The sequence below is a fragment of the Caldimonas sp. genome, from assembly GCF_046289365.1.
Lineage (GTDB): Bacteria > Pseudomonadota > Gammaproteobacteria > Burkholderiales > Burkholderiaceae_C > Caldimonas.
In genome coordinates, this window is sequence record NZ_JBKBVU010000065.1 from 1 (window position 1) to 15773 (window position 15773).

Annotated in this window: 17 protein-coding genes and 1 pseudogene; 11 read left to right on the forward strand and 7 right to left on the reverse strand. The window is 70.4% G+C overall.

The annotated features are described in order from the left end of the window. Together rrtA and ACK42S_RS08590 are read left to right on the forward strand one after the other, a co-directional pair. Nucleotides 1-635, forward strand: a 635-nt coding sequence (rrtA, locus tag ACK42S_RS08585; protein ID WP_409705677.1) for a rhombosortase, incomplete at its 5' end; no start/stop codon positions are given. Between the two features lie 57 nt (nt 636-692). Continuing rightward, nucleotides 693-1343 (forward strand): glutathione S-transferase family protein, encoded by a 651-nt coding sequence (locus ACK42S_RS08590; RefSeq protein ID WP_409705680.1) that lies wholly within the window; start codon nt 693-695, stop codon nt 1341-1343. A gap of 4 nt (nt 1344-1347) precedes the next feature. Here the strand turns inward: ACK42S_RS08590 and sugE are convergent, their stop codons facing one another. The 5 genes from sugE to ACK42S_RS08615 all read right to left on the reverse strand — a co-directional run bounded on the left by sugE (nt 1348) and on the right by ACK42S_RS08615 (nt 5424). Continuing rightward, nucleotides 1348-1662, reverse strand: a complete 315-nt coding sequence (gene sugE / locus ACK42S_RS08595) for a quaternary ammonium compound efflux SMR transporter SugE (RefSeq protein WP_409705683.1) — start codon at nt 1660-1662, stop codon at nt 1348-1350. 113 nt (nt 1663-1775) lie between these two features. Continuing rightward, the gene (locus ACK42S_RS08600; RefSeq protein ID WP_409705686.1) at nt 1776-2648 is read right to left on the reverse strand and encodes a ferritin-like domain-containing protein; all 873 of its coding nucleotides are present in this window, start codon (nt 2646-2648) and stop codon (nt 1776-1778) included. 82 nt (nt 2649-2730) lie between these two features. After that, complete coding sequence (locus ACK42S_RS08605) at nt 2731-4278, reverse strand: cryptochrome/photolyase family protein (RefSeq protein ID WP_409705689.1); 1548 nt, start codon at nt 4276-4278, stop codon at nt 2731-2733. Beyond that, nucleotides 4275-4436, reverse strand: a complete 162-nt coding sequence (locus ACK42S_RS08610) for a DUF2256 domain-containing protein (RefSeq protein WP_409705692.1) — start codon at nt 4434-4436, stop codon at nt 4275-4277. Before ACK42S_RS08610 ends, ACK42S_RS08605 begins: the two co-directional genes overlap by 4 nt. Nucleotides 4437-4446: 10 nt before the next feature. Further along, the gene (locus ACK42S_RS08615; RefSeq protein ID WP_409705695.1) at nt 4447-5424 is read right to left on the reverse strand and encodes a MerR family transcriptional regulator; all 978 of its coding nucleotides are present in this window, start codon (nt 5422-5424) and stop codon (nt 4447-4449) included. A 475-nt stretch (nt 5425-5899) separates the two neighbouring features. On the opposite strand from ACK42S_RS08615, the gene ACK42S_RS08620 reads away from it, so the two are divergent. Genes ACK42S_RS08620 through ACK42S_RS08660 form a run of 9 tightly spaced genes read left to right on the forward strand, consistent with a single transcriptional unit; the run spans nt 5900 to nt 13853 of the window. Beyond that, nucleotides 5900-7216, forward strand: a complete 1317-nt coding sequence (locus ACK42S_RS08620; protein ID WP_409705698.1) for an NAD(P)/FAD-dependent oxidoreductase — start codon at nt 5900-5902, stop codon at nt 7214-7216. Beyond that, on the forward strand, nt 7213-7992 hold the full coding sequence (locus ACK42S_RS08625; RefSeq protein WP_409705701.1) for a DUF1365 domain-containing protein: 780 nt from the start codon (nt 7213-7215) through the stop codon (nt 7990-7992). Before ACK42S_RS08620 ends, ACK42S_RS08625 begins: the two co-directional genes overlap by 4 nt. Beyond that, nucleotides 7989-9224, forward strand: a complete 1236-nt coding sequence (locus ACK42S_RS08630; protein WP_409705704.1) for a class I SAM-dependent methyltransferase — start codon at nt 7989-7991, stop codon at nt 9222-9224. Before ACK42S_RS08625 ends, ACK42S_RS08630 begins: the two co-directional genes overlap by 4 nt. Next, the gene (locus ACK42S_RS08635) at nt 9221-9775 is read left to right on the forward strand and encodes a chalcone isomerase family protein (RefSeq protein ID WP_409705707.1); all 555 of its coding nucleotides are present in this window, start codon (nt 9221-9223) and stop codon (nt 9773-9775) included. Before ACK42S_RS08630 ends, ACK42S_RS08635 begins: the two co-directional genes overlap by 4 nt. Then, the gene (locus ACK42S_RS08640) at nt 9772-11100 is read left to right on the forward strand and encodes an MFS transporter (RefSeq protein WP_409705710.1); all 1329 of its coding nucleotides are present in this window, start codon (nt 9772-9774) and stop codon (nt 11098-11100) included. The genes ACK42S_RS08635 and ACK42S_RS08640 overlap by 4 nt, the downstream gene beginning before the upstream one ends. Next, nucleotides 11097-11633, forward strand: coding sequence for a DUF3833 domain-containing protein (locus ACK42S_RS08645; RefSeq protein ID WP_409705713.1), 537 nt, complete (start codon nt 11097-11099; stop codon nt 11631-11633). Before ACK42S_RS08640 ends, ACK42S_RS08645 begins: the two co-directional genes overlap by 4 nt. Nucleotides 11634-11642: 9 nt before the next feature. After that, nucleotides 11643-12416: an SDR family NAD(P)-dependent oxidoreductase gene (locus tag ACK42S_RS08650; RefSeq protein WP_409705716.1), complete on the forward strand. Its 774-nt coding sequence runs from the start codon at nt 11643-11645 to the stop codon at nt 12414-12416. 37 nt (nt 12417-12453) lie between these two features. Further along, nucleotides 12454-12891 (forward strand): nuclear transport factor 2 family protein, encoded by a 438-nt coding sequence (locus ACK42S_RS08655; RefSeq protein ID WP_409705719.1) that lies wholly within the window; start codon nt 12454-12456, stop codon nt 12889-12891. Continuing rightward, nucleotides 12888-13853: an NAD(P)/FAD-dependent oxidoreductase gene (locus ACK42S_RS08660; protein ID WP_409705722.1), complete on the forward strand. Its 966-nt coding sequence runs from the start codon at nt 12888-12890 to the stop codon at nt 13851-13853. The genes ACK42S_RS08655 and ACK42S_RS08660 overlap by 4 nt, the downstream gene beginning before the upstream one ends. A 64-nt stretch (nt 13854-13917) precedes the next feature. Here ACK42S_RS08660 and corA read toward each other — a convergent pair whose 3' ends face one another. Both corA and ACK42S_RS08670 read right to left on the reverse strand, forming a co-directional pair. Beyond that, nucleotides 13918-14880, reverse strand: coding sequence for a magnesium/cobalt transporter CorA (corA, locus tag ACK42S_RS08665; RefSeq protein ID WP_409705725.1), 963 nt, complete (start codon nt 14878-14880; stop codon nt 13918-13920). 229 nt (nt 14881-15109) lie between these two features. Then, nucleotides 15110-15773: pseudogene (locus ACK42S_RS08670) on the reverse strand (patatin); the annotation flags it as partial.

The window sequence follows — 15773 nt, forward strand, 5'->3', positions numbered from 1 at the left end:
CTGTGGCGCGAGGTCTTCGGCGGCTGAGCGAGCCCGGGGCTGCCTGGGCTGCGTTGGCGGCCGTGGCGGCCCTGGGCTCCGTGCTGGCCGCCGCGGCCGGCTGGGCCGGAGCCCCGGCCCACGAGAGCCTCGCCTGGCTGCGCAGCGCCCCCGGCCAGGTCTGGCGCTGCTGGAGCGCCGCCTTCGTCCACCTGGGAGCCGCCCACCTCGGCGCCAACCTGGCCGGCTGCGTCTTGCTGGGCCTGCTGGGTTGGCAGGCCCGGCTGAGCGTCTCGGCCACGCTCGCCTGGCTTGCCGCCTGGCCGCTCACCCATGCCCTGCTGTGGCTGGCCGCCCAGCCCGACCGCTACCTGGGCCTGTCGGGCGTGCTGCACGCCGGCGTCGCGGTGGCGGCCGTGATGCTGCTCGATCGCCCCGGCGGCGGCTGGCGGGGCCTGGGAGCAGCCTTGGCGCTGGGCCTGACGGCCAAGCTCGTGCTGGAGGCCCCCTGGCAAGGCGCCGTCCAGGTCTCGCCCGACTGGCCCTTCCCGGTGGCCGTGGGGGCCCATGCCGCCGGGGCGGCCGCCGGGGCCCTGTGCGCCGTCGTCGTGCGGCTCGTGCTTCACGGGACGGGCATCGTGTCGCCAAGGCGATAGCGCGCCGCGCCCGCCCGGTTTGCACTGGCGGCTTCCACTGCTTCGAGGAGAACTCCGATGTTCGTGCTGTGCGGCTTTCCCCTGTCCAACTACTACAACAAGGTCAAGCTGGCCCTGCTGGAAAAGGGCGTGCCTTTCACCGAAGAGGAGGTGGCCACCGGCGAGCGCGCGCGCTCGGCCGGCTCGCCGCTGGGCAAAGTGCCCTTCGCCCGCACCGAGCACGGCGTGCTGTGCGAGAGCGAAGCCCTGATGGACTACATCGAGACGCGCTGGCCCACGCCGCCGCTGCTGCCGGCCGACCCCTGGCAGCGCGCCAAGGTGCGCGAGCTGACGATCTTCCTCGACCTGCACCTGGAACTGGTGGCGCGCGAACTCTACGGCCAGGCCTTCTTCGGCGGCACCACGAGCGAGAAAAACCGCGAGCGGGTGCGCGGCCTGCTGAACAAGCACCTGGCCGGCTTCAAGCAGCTTGCGAAGTTCTCGCCCTACGTGGCCGGCGAGCACTTCACCCAGGCCGACTGCGCGGCCTATGTGCACCTGCCCTTGGTCGCGCTGGCCAGCAAGCTCGTGCTGGGCGAAGACCTCGTGGCCGCGCACGGCATCGACTGGAAGGCCTATGTGAAGCGGGTGGGCGAGCGGCCCAGCGCCCAGAAGGTCACGGCCGACCGCAAGGCCGACCAGGAGCGGCGCTCGGCAACGCCGTCCTGAGGGCTCAGCCCGCCAGCTTGAGCCCCAGGATGCCGGCGATGATCAGACCCACACACACCAGGCGCAGCAGCGAGGCGCTGTCGCCGAAGAGCACGATGCCCAGAATGACAGTGCCCACGGCGCCGATGCCCGTCCACACGGCATAGGCCGTGCCCACCGGCAGCTCACGCATGGCCAGCCCCAGCAGCACGATGCTAGCGACCATGGCGGTCACGGTGAGCGCCGAGGGCCAGAAGCGGCTGAAGCCGTCGGTGTATTTCAGGCCGATGGCCCAGGCAACCTCGAACAGGCCGGCGATGAAAAGCAAGGTCCAGGACATGGCGACATTCCCATCGTGAAGGCCGCGATGCTACGAAAAAGCCGGCCTGCGGGCCGGCTGTGGCGTGGCAACCACCCAGACCGTGAGGGGTCGCCGTTCGGGGCGCCGGCGGATCACGCCGGCTGGGGCGCGCCGCCCTCGGGACGGCCTGCCGCGGCGAGCTGGGCGGCGAGCTCCTTGCGGAAGCGGTTGAGCTCCTGCACGCTCTTGAAGCTGCGCTCCATCAGCAGGCTCATGTTGTGCAGGATGCGCTCGACGACCTTGCTCTCCCACACGGCGTCGAATTTGATCTGCTGATCGAGCCAGCGCTCCAGCCACTCGGGATTGGGCAGGCGGCTTTGCACGGTGTCGCGCGGGAAGAGCTTGGCGTTGACGTGCAGGTTCGTGGGGTGCAGGGCCTGGGCCGTGCGGCGCGCACTGGCCATCAGCACCCCCACCTTGGCAAAGGCCGCCTTGGCCTCGTCGCCGAAGCGGGCGATGGCGCGCTTCATGTAGCGCAGGTAGGCGCCGCCGTGGCGGGCCTCGTCGCGCGCCAGCGTTTCATAGATGGCCTTGATGACCGGCTCGGTGTGCCATTGGGCGGCGCGGCGGTACCAGTGGTTCAGCCGGATCTCGCCGCAAAAGTGCAGCATCAGGGTTTCCAGCGCGGGCGCCGGGTCGAACTCGAAGCGCACCTCGTGCAGCTCTTCTTCGGTGGGCACGAGGTCGGGGCGGAAGCGGCGCAGGTACTCCATCAGCACCAGCGAGTGCTTCTGCTCCTCGAAGAACCACACGCTCATGAAGGCCGAGAAGTCGCTGTCATCACGGTTGTCGCGCAGGAACATCTCGGTGGCCGGCAGCGCCGCCCACTCGGTGATGGCGTTCATCTTGATGGTCTGGGCCTGCTCATCGCTGAGCTTGGACGCATCGAACTGGTCCCAGGGGATGTCCCGCTCCATGTTCCAGCGCACGGCTTCGAGTTGCTTGAAAAGCTCGGGGTACAGCATGTCGGTTCCTGTGGCGACAAAAGTGCAATGAGAGGCTGGCTCGGAGCGTTCTACGCACCGCCCGGACCGGCGGACGCAAGCCCTAGAGGCGGTCGAGGTTTTGCAGCAGATCCTGCGCCGTCTCGCGCAGGGCCTGGCGCTCGGCCTCGCTCCAACGGTCCAGGTGCATCGTCATGGGCCGGGTGCGGGGATTGGCGCGCAACGCCAACCGGTGATTGTCCAGGAAGTGCCAATACAAGATGGTGAAAGGGCAGGCCCGGGGCCCGGTTTTCTCTTTGGGGCGATATTCGCACGTTTTGCAAAGATTGCTCTGCCGGTCGATGTAGGCCCCGGAGGCCACATACGGTTTGCTCGTGAAGCGCCCGCCGTTGGCGTGCAAGGCCATTCCGAGGGTGTTGGGCGTCTCGACCCATTCCACCGCATCGATGTAGACCGCCCGGTACCAGTCGCTCACCTGGGCCGGCTCGATCTGGGCCAGGATGCCGAACAGGCCCGTCACCATGAGGCGCTGGATGTGGTGGGCGTAACCATGGGCCAAGGTCTGCGTCAGGGCCTCGCGCAGGCAGGCCATGCGTGTGTTGCCGGTCCAGTACCAGGCCGGCAGCGGCCGGTGGTGGCCGTAGTGGTTGGCCTGGCGCAGGCCCGGCATGTCCAGCCAGTACACGCCGCGGATGAATTCGCGCCAGCCGAGGATCTGGCGGATGAAGCCTTCCACGCCCGCCAGCGGCGCGCGCCCCTCGCGGTAGGCCGCTTCGGCCGCGGCGATCACCTCGCGCGGGTCCAGCAGGTGCAGGTTCAGGCTGGACGAGAGCAGCGAATGCCAGCCCCAGGGCGTGTCGGTCCACATCGCGTCCTGGTAGGGCCCGAAGCCCACCAGGCGGTGCTCGATGAAGCGCCGCAGCGCCGTACGCGCCTGGTCGGGCGTGACCGGCCAGGCGAAGTGGGTGAGCGAGCCGGGGTGGTCGGCGAAGCGGCGCGCCACGAGCGCCAGCACCTCCTGCGTGATCGCATCGGGCAGGAACCGGGCGGGCGGCGGGATGGCCCCGGGGCCGCCCTTCGGGTAGGGCTGGCGGTTGTCGGCGTCGAAGTTCCAGGCGCCGCCTTCGGGCCCGCCCTGGGCGTCCAGCAGCACCCGGTGCGCGCGACGCATCTCGCGGTAGAAATGCTCCATGCGCAGGGACTTGCGCCCCTGGGCCCAGCGGGCGAAACGCTCGCGCGAGCACAGGAAATGCGGGTCGGCCCACCAGCGCAGCGGCACGCTCGCCTGTGCCGCGGTGGCCTCGATCAGCCGCTCGATGCGCCACTCGCCCGGCTCCATCACCCACAGCTCGCTGGGCTGCAGGCGGCGCAGGGTCTGGGCCAGGCGGTGCTCCAAACCCGCCGGCGCCTCGGGCGCTTCGCTTTCCAGGTCGAGGTAGTCCACCGTCCAGCCCCGCTCGCGCAAGGCGTCGCGGTGATGGCGCATGGCCGCCAGGAAGAGCGCGATGCGGGCCTGGTGGCTCCAGACGGCGGTGGCCTCGCCGGCGGTCTCGATCATCAGCACCCGGTCGCGCGCCGCGTCGAGCGCCGCCAGGGCCGGGTGCTCGGGCGCCAACTGGTCGCCCAAGATGAGCAGGACGCGCCCGGTCATCGCGGCGGTGCACGCCGCGCCTCGCGGCGACAGCGCTGGCTGCAGTAGCGCACCTCGTCCCACACCCGGGCCCAGCGCCGGCGCCAGCTCATCGGCCGGCCGCAGTGGGCGCAGGGCTTGTGGGGCAGGGCCTGCTTGTGACCGCGCCATCCCGGCATGCCCGGCTCCTCAGCCGGCGGCGGCCGAGGCGCGCCAGGCGGCCACGGCCGGCCCCAGGTCGGACAGGCTGGCCAGCGGCATGATGCCGGACCGGGGGTGCTGGCTCAGCCAACGGTGCATCCCGCCGACCCAGAGCTGCACCGGTTCGGGCAGGGCCGCGCGCAACACCGTCAGGCCCTCGAGCACCGAGCGTCGCGCTGGCGCCGACGCGAAGCTCAGGGCCAGGATGTCCGAGCGGTGCGCCCGCGCGGCCTGCGCCAGGTCGTCCAGCGGGGTCTGCACGCCCAGCGAGAGGCAATCGCAGCCCTCCAGCGCCAGCAGGGCCTCGGCCATCAGCAGGCCCAGACCATGGGCCTCGCCGGGGAAGGTGCTCAGCAGCACGCGCGGCCGGGCCCCGGCGGCCGGCACCGGCACGCTGGCGATGGCCTGACGCAACACGCCCTGCATGACCTCGGAGAACACATGCTCCTGGTAGACCTGGAGCTGGCCGCGCATCCAGGCCTGCCCGACCGCCAGCGCAAACGGCAGGGCCTTGCCGGTGACGAAGCGGGCCAGGCCCTCGCGCAACTGGGCCTGGGACAGCTCGCGCCGCAGCGTGGCCACCTCGAGCCCGCCCAGCCGGTCCAGCCAGCGAGCGATTTCGGGGTCCGTAGCCGGGACCGACTGCACGCGGCTGCGGTCGATCAGGGCCTGCAGCTCCTCCACCGGACGGGTCATCAGCCGGCCGGGACGATGACCAGCCCCGATCAGGCGCTGCAGCAGGCGCAGCTTGTGCACCTGCTCAGGCGGGTAGACCCGCTCGCCCGCCGCATCCCGCAGCGGCCGGGGAAAGCCGTAGCGCCGCTCCCAGATGCGCAGGACGTCCTTGCTCAGGCCGGTGTCCCGCTCGACCGCGGCAATCGACGACATCGCGCCGCCGCCGCGGCCGGGGGCCTCTTCGGCGGCGTCCAACCCGGGGGTGGGCGACAAGGTCTGCATCTTGTCCATGACACTTCATCTCCGGGCCGGCATTCGCATCCCGGCATGTCCCATTTCAAGCCAACAGCCCCGGGCAGTCCAGGCGCTCCCCCCTGGACAAACCCGAAGCCCCTCAAATTCTGCTGGACAAATGAACCATTCGATGCAAAATGATACTACACAGTTATATTCAGAACCGCAAAGTACAACCATGACCCTGTCGCCCCTCTCCCCCCCCCTGATCGACGGCCTGGCCTGCCGCGGGGGAACTTCCCGTGCGGCAGCGTCTCTGATGCAACACGGGCATGCGCGTCGGCAGCGGTCGACCCGCTCGCCCGCAAATCCGGTTTTTGTGCTGCGAAGACGGCCGGCGGTGCCGGTTGCAATCCCGAGGCGTCTCTCCTCCTCCTCCCTCCCTCCCTCCTTCGTCTCGGGGCGCTTCGCAGCACCTTTGTCTTCCAGCCTCGCCGCCGGGCGGCGGGCCCGGGCTTGCTGAGGGATGGCCATGCGACGCATCGCCATCGTCGGCTCGGGCATCGCAGGCCTGGCCGCGGCCCACCGGCTGGCCCCCCATGCCCAGGTCACGCTTTTCGAGGCCGGCGACTACTTTGGCGGCCACACCCACACGGTGGACGTGACCCTGCCCGATCGGTCCGGCCGGCCGGTGACTCATGGTGTGGACACGGGCTTCCTGGTCTTCAACCACCGCACCTACCCGGAGCTGGTCAAGCTCTTTGCCGAGTTGCAGGTGGACACGGCCGCCTCGGACATGTCGTTCTCGGTGCAACTGCCCGCGCTCGACCTCGAATGGAGCGGCAGCAACCTCGACACGGTCTTTGCGCAACGCCGCAACCTGTGGCGAGCGGCCTTCTGGCGCATGCTGCGCGACCTGCTGCGCTTCAACCGCGTGACCACCGAGCTGGCGCGCCAGGGTGCAGACGCCGCCCTGGCCGAACCCATCGGCGCCTTCCTCGACCGCCACGGCTTCGGCCCCGAGTTCCGCGAGTGGTACTTCCTGCCCATGGTGGCGTGCATCTGGTCCTGCCCGGCCGGGCAGATGCTGCGCTTTCCGATCGGCAAGATGATCCGCTTCTGCCACAACCACGGACTCCTCCAGATCACCGACCGGCCGCAGTGGTACACCGTGCGCGGCGGCGCCAAGCACTACGTCGCCAAGATCCTCGCAGGCCTGGCCGATGCCCGGCTGAACACGCCCGTGCGCCAAGTGCGCCGCGTGCCGTCCAGTCACGGCGAGGGCGGCGTGGTCGTGAGCACCGAGCGCGGCAGCGAACGCTTCGACGAGGTCGTGCTGGCCTGCCACGCCGACCAGGCCCTGGCCCTGATTGCCGACCCGCTGCCCCAGGAGCGCGAGCTGCTGGGCGCCATCGGCTACCACCCCAACGTGGCCGTGCTGCACACCGACACCACGCTGATGCCGCGGCGCCGCAAGGCCTGGGCGGCCTGGAATTACGAGCGCGCGCATGACACCGGCCGCGAAGCCGGTGCGGTGTGCCTGCATTACTGGCTGAACCGGCTCCAGCCGCTGCCCTTCCGCGACGAGGTGATCGTCTCGCTCAATCCGGTGCGCGCGCCGCGGCCCGAGACCGTGCTGGGCCGCTATGAATACGCCCATCCGGTGTTCGACCTGTCGGCGGTGGCCGCGCAGCGCCGCCTGAGCGAGATCCAGGGCCTGGGCCGGGTGTGGTACTGCGGCGCCTGGGCAGGCTATGGCTTCCATGAGGACGGGCTGAAGTCCGGCCTGGCGGTGGCGCGCAGCCTGCTCGAGCGCGGGCAGCATGATGCCGTGAGGGTGGCCGCATGAACCGCCACCCGGCGCGTGCACTCATCGGCTTCGGCCAGGTGCGGCACACGCGCTTGCGCCCCGCACGCAACGCGTTCGCCTACCCCACCTACTTTCTGCTGCTGCCCATGCGCAGCCTGGCCCGTGAGCCCGACCCGGTGCTGCCGCGCAACCGCTTCGGCCTGATCAGCTTCCACGACGCCGACCATGGCGACGGCCGTGGCGATGCGCTGGGCTGGCTCGAGGACTTGTTGGCCGGTGAAGGCCTCACCGACATCGACGGCGAGGTGTGGTTGCACACCTATCCGCGCGTACTGGGCTATGTGTTCAAGCCAGTGAGCTTCTGGTACTGCCACCGCCGCGACGGCTCGCTGGCGGCCATCGTGGCCGAGGTGAACAACACTTTCGGCGAACGCCACTGCTACCTGCTGGCGGGGCCTGGGCTCGGCTGGGGCCGCGAGCTGCAGGCCCGCAAGGTCTTCCACGTCTCGCCCTTTTGCAAGGTGGAAGGGCGCTACCGCTTCCGCTTCCTGCGCACGCCGGCCGATGGCGTGCATCCGGCACGCACCGTGGCGCGTATCGACCACGACGATGCGCAAGGCCCGCTGCTGCTGACCAGCGTCAGCGGGGTGCTGGAGCCGCTCACGCGCACCAGCCTGCGCCGCGCCTTCTTCGGCCACCCGCTGATGAGCGTGGGCGTCATCGCGCGCATCCACTGGCAGGCCCTGAAGCTCTGGATCAAGCGGGTGCCTTTCTTCTCCAAGCCCGAACCGCCCGAATCCCTGGTGACGCGATGAACCACACGACGACGACCTCCGCCCTCGCACAAGGCCTGCGGCAACTGCCGTCTTCGGCCCCGGCAGCTGCCCGCACGGTGCTGCGCATGCTCTCGCACCTGCGCCACGGCAGCCTGGACGTGCAACTGCCCGACGGCAGCACGGCCCACTTCGGCACGCCCGAAGGCCCGCGCGCGGCCCTGAGGCTGCACAACTGGAATGTCTGCGCGCTGGCGCTGAAGTCCGGCGACATCGGCTTTGCCGAGAGCTATATCGCCGGCGACTGGACCACGCCCGACCTGCCGGCCCTGATCCGGCTGTTCATCGCCAACCGCGAGGACATCGAATCCGTCGTGTACGGCACCTGGTGGGGCCGGCTGCTGTACCGCTTGCGCCACCGGCTCAACCGCAACTCGCGCGAAGGCAGCCGCAGGAACATCCACGCCCACTACGACCTGGGCAACGAGTTCTACCGCCTGTGGCTCGACCCGAGCATGACCTACTCCAGCGCCTGGTTCGAGGGGCGCTACGACCGCCCGCTGACCGAGGCCCAGGAGGCCAAGGTGCGCCGCGCGTTGCGCGAGTGCGGCCTGCGCCCGGGCGACCGCCTGCTGGAAATCGGCTGCGGCTGGGGCGGGCTGGCCGAGGTGGCCACCACCGAGTTCGACGTCCACGTCACTGGCGTCACGCTCTCGACCGAACAGCTCCGTTACGCCCAGGACCGTCTGGCCGCACTGGATCGCTCGCACCAGGCCGACCTGCGCCTGCAGGACTACCGCGACATCGACGACGGCCCCTTCGACGCGATCTGCTCGATCGAGATGTTCGAGGCCGTGGGCCGCGAGTACTGGGACGACTACTTCGCCACCCTGGCCCGCCAGCTCAAGCCGGGCGGTCGTGCGTGCATCCAGAGCATCACCATCCGCGACGACCTGTTCGAGCGCTACGTGCGCGGCACCGACTTCATCCAGCAGTACATCTTCCCCGGTGGACTGCTGCCCAGCCCCCGCGAGTTCCGCGCGCATGCGAACAAAGCCGGCCTGGAGGTGGTCAACGAGCTGGCCTTCGGCGCCGACTATGCCGAGACGCTGCGCCGCTGGCGCGAACGCTTCCTGGCCGAGGACACCCGCGTGCGCAAACTGGGCTTCGACACCCGCTTCATGCGCATCTGGGAGTTCTACCTCGCCTACTGCGAAGCCGCGTTTGCGATGGGCAACACCGACGTCATCCAGTTCACGTTGCGCAAGCCATGAAGCGAAGGGCCGTGCTCGCACTCGGTGGCCTCGCCTGGGTGGCGGCACGAGCCGGCGTGCCCGCACCGCCGCCCGAGGTGCAGCGGGTGTGGCCCGAGGTCAGACTGCAAGGGCAGGCGCGCATGACCTTCCTCGGCCTGCGTGTCTACGACGCCCGCCTGTGGGTGCCCTCCCAGGCCGATGCACAGCGCTACGAGGACGCCCCGCTGGCCCTGGCGCTGCACTACCTGCGCCGGCTGAATGGAGCGGCTATCGCTGAGCGCTCGATCACCGAGATGCGCCGTGTGGGGGCCTTCTCCGAAGCCCAGGCCGGCGCCTGGCTGGAGGCAATGAAGCGTGCCTTTCCGGACGTGGGTGACGGCGACCGGCTGGTGGGGCTGCACCTGCCCGGCCGGGGTGCCCGCTTCTACTTCAATGGCCAGCGCACCGCCGAGATCGACGACCCCGAGTTCGCACGCCTGTTCTTCGGCATCTGGTTGTCGCCGCGCACCTCGGAGCCGCGCTTGCGGGAGCAACTGCTCGGCCGCTCGGGCCGCGAGGGCGCCCCATGAGCTTGCGCACGGCCATGCCCCGTCTTTCCGGCGCCACGCCCTCGTCCCGGCACAACGAGCCCGCGGCAGGGGCCTGGACGGGCCATCCGCTCCAGGGCCTGTCCTACGGCGCCCTGGGCCTGCCACTGGCCTTCGTGGCCCTGCCCTTGTACGTGGTGCTGCCGGCCCACTATGCCGCCGAGTTCGGCGTGCCGCTGGCGCTGCTGGGCGCGGTGCTGCTGGGCGCCCGCCTGGCCGACGCCCTGGTCGACCCCTGGATCGGCCGTGTCGTGGACGGGCTGTTCCACCGCTCGGCCCGCCGGGCATGGGTGGTGGCGCTGGCCATGGGTGGGGTGCTGGCGGCCGGCTTCGCGGCCCTCTTCTTCCCTCCCGTGCAGGGCACCGCGCCGCTGCTGGCCTGGTGCGCCGCCCTGCTGCTCGTCACCTATTTCAGCTATAGCGCCCTGAGCGTGACCCACCAGGCCTGGGGCGCGATGCTGGGCGGAGGCGCCGGCCAGCGGGCGGGCGTGGTGGCCTGGCGCGAGGGCTTTGCGCTCGGGGGCGTGCTGGTGGCCAGCGTGCTGCCCAGCGTGGCCGGCATGGGCGTCACCGCCACCGTCTTTGCCGTGCTGCTGGCCGCCGGCCTGTGGGCGCTGGGCCGGGCGCCGCAGCCGCGCAGCGCGCCGGTGCTGCGCGACCCGAGCCAGGTGCGCCCCTGGCGCGTGGGCGGCTTCCGCCGGCTGCTGCTCATCTACCTGCTCAACGGCATTGCCAGCGCCATCCCGGCCATGCTGGTGCTCTTCTTCATCCGCGACCGCCTGCAGGCCGCCGCCTACGAGCCCCTCTTTCTTGCGCTGTACTTTGCGGCGGCCGCGCTGGCCGTGCCGCTGTGGGTGCGCGCGGTGGCGCGCTTCGGTCTGGCACGCAGTTGGCTGGCGGGCATGCTGCTGGCCGTGGCGGCCTTCGTGTGGGCCGCGACGCTGGGCAGCGGCGACGTGGTCGCCTACGCGCTCGTGTGCGCCGCCAGCGGCGTCGCCCTGGGCGCCGACCTGACCCTGCCGCCGGCGCTGCTGGCAGGTGTGATCCAGCGCGCCGGCCACCAGGGGCGCTCGGAAGGCGCCTACTTCGGCTGGTGGAATTTTGCAACCAAGCTCAACCTGGCCCTGGCCGCCGGAGCGGCCCTGCCGCTGCTGCAACTGGCCGGCTATGAGCCCGGCGCGCGTGATCCAGGCAGCCTGGCGGCCCTCACGCTGGCCTACTGCCTGCTGCCTTGTGGGCTGAAGCTCGCCGCCGCCGGCGCGCTGTATGGCTTGTGGATGCGGCATGACACCGGAGTGGAACGATGAAACGACGCCTTGTGCTGATGGGCGGTGCCGCCGCCGCGGCAACGCTGCTCAGCGGTTGCGCGAGCCAGACCCTCGACGCCTACGCCGGCGAGCGCCCGGAGCTGGACCTGCGCCGCTACTTCAACGGCCGGCTCACCGCCTACGGCATCTTCCAGGACCGCTCGGGCCAGGTGGTGCGCCGCTTCACCGTGGTGATGGATGGCCGCTGGGACGGCGACCAGGGCGTGCTCGACGAGGCCTTCACCTACAGCGACGGCCGCACCGAGCGCCGCGTGTGGCGCCTCACGCGCCAGGCCGACGGCCGCTACACCGGCCGCGCCGACGACGTGGTGGGCGAGGCCAGCGGCCAGGTGCGCGGCAACGCCTTCCACTGGCGCTACACGCTGCGCCTGCCGGTCGATGGCCGCACCTACGACGTGCAGTTCGACGACTGGATGTACCTGATGGACGAGCGCGTGATGCTCAACAAGGCGGTGATGAGCAAGTTCGGCATCCGCCTGGGCGAAGTCACCCTCACCTTCGTGAAACCCTGAAAGTCCGCCATGGCCCTCAATCCCAAGCTCACCGACTGGCAAGGCCGTACCGCCTGGCTGGTGGGCGCGTCCACCGGCATCGGCCGCGCCACCGCGGCCGCCCTGCACGCCCGTGGCGCCCGTGTCATCGTGTCGGCGCGCAACGTGCAGGCGCTCGAGGCCTTCACCGCCCAGCACCCGGGCAGTGAATTCATCGCCCTGGACGCCACGAACCGCGAAGCCCTGCGCGCCGCAGCCCAGGACCTGGCCGAGCGCCATGGCCGGCTGGACCTGGTGGTCTATTGCGCCGGCCACTACCGCGCGATGCGTGCCACCGCCTTCGACCTGGACGAGGCCCTGCGCCACCAGCAGGTCAACTATGTGGGCGCGCTCTACCTGCTCGATGCCGTGCTGCCGGTGCTGCAGCGCCAGCGCAGCGGCCACCTGAGCCTGGTGGCCAGTGTGGCCGGCTACCGCGGCCTGCCCAACTCGCTGGCCTATGGCCCGACCAAGGCCGCATTGATCAACCTGGCCGAGACGCTCTACCTCGATCTCGAACCCCTGGGCGTGGGCGTCTCGGTGATCAACCCCGGCTTCGTCGAGACCCCGCTGACGGCACAGAACCGCTTCCGCATGCCCGCGCTGCTCACCCCCGAGCAAGCCGCCCAAGCCATGCTCGACGGCTGGGCGCGCGGGCGCTTCGAGATCCACTTCCCGCGCCGCTTCACGCTGTGGCTCAAGGCCTTGCGCTCCCTGCGCGACAGCGTCTATTTCGCCGCGGTGCGCCGGGCCACCGGCCTGTGAAGGCCTGGGCCGGGCGCCGGCCCTACACTGCCGCCCCATGATGACCCACGATGACCCACGCGTGCAGCGCGTGATCGACTTCTTCGAAGCCCTCACCCCCGAGTCGGTGGCCCACTTCGGCCGCTACTACACGGACAACTGCCACTTCAAGGACCCCTTCAACGAGGTGCGGGGCCTGGCCGAGGTGCAGCGCATCTTCCACCACATGGACGTGGCGCTGCGCGAGCCGCGCTTCGTGGTGACGGCCGCCGTTGCGCAGGGCGACCAGTGCTTCCTCACCTGGGATTTCCTCTTTCGCTTGCGTCGCTACAGCGACGCCCCCCAGGTGGTGCGTGGCGCCTCCCACCTGGTGTTCGCCCCCGACGGCCGCATCGCCGTGCACCGTGACTACTGGGATGCTGCCGAGGAGCTCTATGAAAAGCTGCCGGTGGTGGGCCTGTTGATGCGTTGGCTCAAGCGGAGGGCCCGCGCATGACGATCTCCCGCGTCGCCCTCATCGGCGCCGGCCTGGCCGGCCTGACCTGCGCGCATGAACTCGCCGCCGCCGGTGTGCAGGTGCAGCTCTTCGACAAGAGCCGCGGCCCTGGCGGGCGCCTGTCCACGCGGCGCAGCCCGGCCGGCCCCTTTGACCATGGCGGTGCCGACTTTGCAGCTGTCGGCAGCGACTTCGCGCAACAGGTCGAACAGTGGACACAGGCCGGCTGGCTCGCGCGCGTGGACGATACGCGCCACACCGGCATGGGCAGCATGAACGCCTTGCCGCGCGCCCTGGCCCAAGGCCTGCCCGTGCAGCTCGAAGCCGAGATCGCCGCGATCGAACCCGACTCACAGGGCCTCTGGAAGCTGCGGGCCCACCAGGCCGTGCCCGGCCTGGCCGAGCAGGTCTTCGACGCCGTCGTGGTGGCCGTGCCCGCCGAGCAGGCCGTGCCTCTGCTGGGCGCGGCCCCGGCCCTGGCCGACGCCGTGCGCCCGGTGCGCAGCGACCCCACCTGGACGGTGATGGCCGCCTGGCCGCTGCCCCTGCCCGCGCGCAGCGACCGCCTGCGGCCGGCCACGGGCCCCTTGCGCGAGGCGCGCCGCGACGACACCCGCCCGGGCCGCGAGCGTGTGGCGGGGGTGGGCTGCCGCTGGGTGCTGCACGCCACGCCCGACTGGAGCGCCCACAACCTCGACGCCCCGCCCGAGCAGGTGCTGCGCCGCCTGCTGGAGGCTTTCAGCGAGGCGCTGGGTGTGCGCCTGGCCCGCCCGGTGCATGCCGTGGCCCACCGCTGGCGCTACGCCCAGGTGCCTGCGCCCCTGAGCGAGCCCTGCGGCTGGGACGCCGCCTTGCGCATCGGCGCTTGCGGCGACGGCTGGCATGGCGCAACGGGCGCCGAAGGCGTCGAGCGCGCCTGGCTCAGCGCACGCGCCCTGGCCCAACGTCTGCTCAACGGCTGAACGGGGGGACGCTGCGCTGCGCCTGGTCCCCAGCGCGGCGCACCAGGGCCTCGGTCCGGGGGTGCTACTTGAGCCAACCCTTCTTGCGGAAGTACCAAAACGGCGCGATCACCGTCATCGCCATGAGCGCCAGCGAGAACGGATAGCCGTACTTCCATTGCAGCTCGGGCATGTACTCGAAGTTCATGCCGTAGATGCTGGCCACCAAGGTCGGCGGCAGCAGGGCCACGCTGGCCACCGAGAAGATACGGATGATCTTGTTCTGGTTGATGTTGATGAAGCCGACCGTGGCATCCATCAGGAAGTTGATCTTGTCGAACAGGAAGGCGGTGTGCGAGTCGAGCGAATCGATGTCGCGCATGATCTGGCGCGCCTCCTCGAACTGCTCGGCATTGAGCAGCCGCGAGCGCATCAGGAAGCTCACCGCACGGCGCGTGTCCATCACGTTGCGGCGGATGCGGCCGTTCAGGTCCTCCTCGCGGGCGATGGCAGCCAGGGCCTCGGCGGCGGCGGTGTCGTTGACCTCCTCCTTGAGCACCAGGGCGCTGACCTTCTCCAGCGAGTCGTAGATGCCCTCGAGCGAGTCGGCCGAGTACTCGGCGTCGGCATCGTAGAGCTTGAGCAGCACGTCCTTGGCGTCCTCGATCAGCCCGGGCATGCGCCGCGCGCGCAGTCGCAGCAGACGGAACACGGGCAGGTCGTGGTCATGGATCGAGAACAGGATGTTGCGATGCAGGATGAAGGCCACACGCACGTTGCGCGAGGTGTCGTCCTCGTCGATCAGGAAGTCCGAGCGGATGTGCAGCTCGCCGTTGTCTTCCTCGTAAAAGCGGGCCGATTCCTCCAGGTCCTCGTCCACCACGTCCTGCGGGATGCTGACACCGAAGCGCCCGGCGATCCAGCCCTTCTCCTCGGGCGTGGGCGCTTCGAGATCCACCCACACCGGCTGCACCTGTGCCAGCGCCTCGGGGCGATCGATCTCCTGCTGGACGAGCCGGCCGTTGGCCAGCGTAAAGACGTTGAGCATGAACTCTCCAACCAGGGCGCCGCCTCGATCTGGCGGCGCTCACGTGTTTCGGGTTTGCGTAGGGGTCAGGGTCGGTCACCGTCTCACCCCAACGCCGCCGGCGGCAACCACCGGCCACGCCGTTACAACGCGCGGGCCCGGGTTGGAGTGGACGGCCACCGAGGCTGGGGGCTGTCCAAAGAAGTCTCCGTGATGGAACCGGGGCCGATTATGGCACCGCTTCATGACCTCAGGGGCGCGATACGCTGCGCGCGTCGAAGAAGGCTTCGAGCTGCGCGCGCCGCGCCCAGGCATCGGCATGGCCCAGCTCGATGAGCGAATGCACGAAGGGCGGCTCGAACAGCAAATAGCTGGCCAGGGCAGCGCCGGCCGCCTGGGTGCCGCCCAGCATCTTGAGCAGGCCGAACACCGGCTCGGGCAAAGCCCGCACATGGGCCAAGGCCAAATCGTCCAGCGAACGCGAGGGCTGGATCGCCAACACCTGCACCGCCCGGTAAGGCCAGGGCGCGGCCGAGCCGCCCCGTTGCGACCAGCGCTTCAAGCCGGCATTGACACGCTCGGCCTGCTCGACATCGGCCTCCAGCGTGTCGTGAAACACACTGGCCATGGCATGGGTGGCGATCTGCGCCAGCGACGGATAGCTCCCCGGCGCTGCAGCAGCCGCGCCCAGGGCGCCGCGCTCGGGTTGGCCCACCCCGATGGCCAGGATGCGCGTGGCCCCCAGGTTGAAGGCCGGCGACAACGGAGCGGTCTGGCGCATCGAGCCATCGCCGAAATACTCGGTGCGTCCCTCCACCTCCATGGGCACGGCGGGAAACAGGTACGGGATGGCCGCCGACGCCAGCAGGTGCTCGGGACCGATGACTTGCGAGCCCGCGCGGAGGCCGAGGCGC

Excerpts from the sequence above, each read along its gene's own strand:
- ACK42S_RS08590 (WP_409705680.1), top strand. The coding sequence starts at position 693 with ATGTTCGTGCTGTGCGGCTTTCCCCTGTCCAACTACTACAACAAGGTC.
- sugE (WP_409705683.1), bottom strand. The coding sequence starts at position 1,662 with ATGTCCTGGACCTTGCTTTTCATCGCCGGCCTGTTCGAGGTTGCCTGG.
- ACK42S_RS08600 (WP_409705686.1), bottom strand. The coding sequence starts at position 2,648 with ATGCTGTACCCCGAGCTTTTCAAGCAACTCGAAGCCGTGCGCTGGAAC.
- ACK42S_RS08605 (WP_409705689.1), bottom strand. The coding sequence starts at position 4,278 with ATGACCGGGCGCGTCCTGCTCATCTTGGGCGACCAGTTGGCGCCCGAG.
- ACK42S_RS08610 (WP_409705692.1), bottom strand. The coding sequence starts at position 4,436 with ATGCCGGGATGGCGCGGTCACAAGCAGGCCCTGCCCCACAAGCCCTGC.
- ACK42S_RS08615 (WP_409705695.1), bottom strand. The coding sequence starts at position 5,424 with ATGGACAAGATGCAGACCTTGTCGCCCACCCCCGGGTTGGACGCCGCC.
- ACK42S_RS08620 (WP_409705698.1), top strand. The coding sequence starts at position 5,900 with ATGCGACGCATCGCCATCGTCGGCTCGGGCATCGCAGGCCTGGCCGCG.
- ACK42S_RS08625 (WP_409705701.1), top strand. The coding sequence starts at position 7,213 with ATGAACCGCCACCCGGCGCGTGCACTCATCGGCTTCGGCCAGGTGCGG.
- ACK42S_RS08630 (WP_409705704.1), top strand. The coding sequence starts at position 7,989 with ATGAACCACACGACGACGACCTCCGCCCTCGCACAAGGCCTGCGGCAA.
- ACK42S_RS08635 (WP_409705707.1), top strand. The coding sequence starts at position 9,221 with ATGAAGCGAAGGGCCGTGCTCGCACTCGGTGGCCTCGCCTGGGTGGCG.
- ACK42S_RS08640 (WP_409705710.1), top strand. The coding sequence starts at position 9,772 with ATGAGCTTGCGCACGGCCATGCCCCGTCTTTCCGGCGCCACGCCCTCG.
- ACK42S_RS08645 (WP_409705713.1), top strand. The coding sequence starts at position 11,097 with ATGAAACGACGCCTTGTGCTGATGGGCGGTGCCGCCGCCGCGGCAACG.
- ACK42S_RS08650 (WP_409705716.1), top strand. The coding sequence starts at position 11,643 with ATGGCCCTCAATCCCAAGCTCACCGACTGGCAAGGCCGTACCGCCTGG.
- ACK42S_RS08655 (WP_409705719.1), top strand. The coding sequence starts at position 12,454 with ATGATGACCCACGATGACCCACGCGTGCAGCGCGTGATCGACTTCTTC.
- ACK42S_RS08660 (WP_409705722.1), top strand. The coding sequence starts at position 12,888 with ATGACGATCTCCCGCGTCGCCCTCATCGGCGCCGGCCTGGCCGGCCTG.
- corA (WP_409705725.1), bottom strand. The coding sequence starts at position 14,880 with ATGCTCAACGTCTTTACGCTGGCCAACGGCCGGCTCGTCCAGCAGGAG.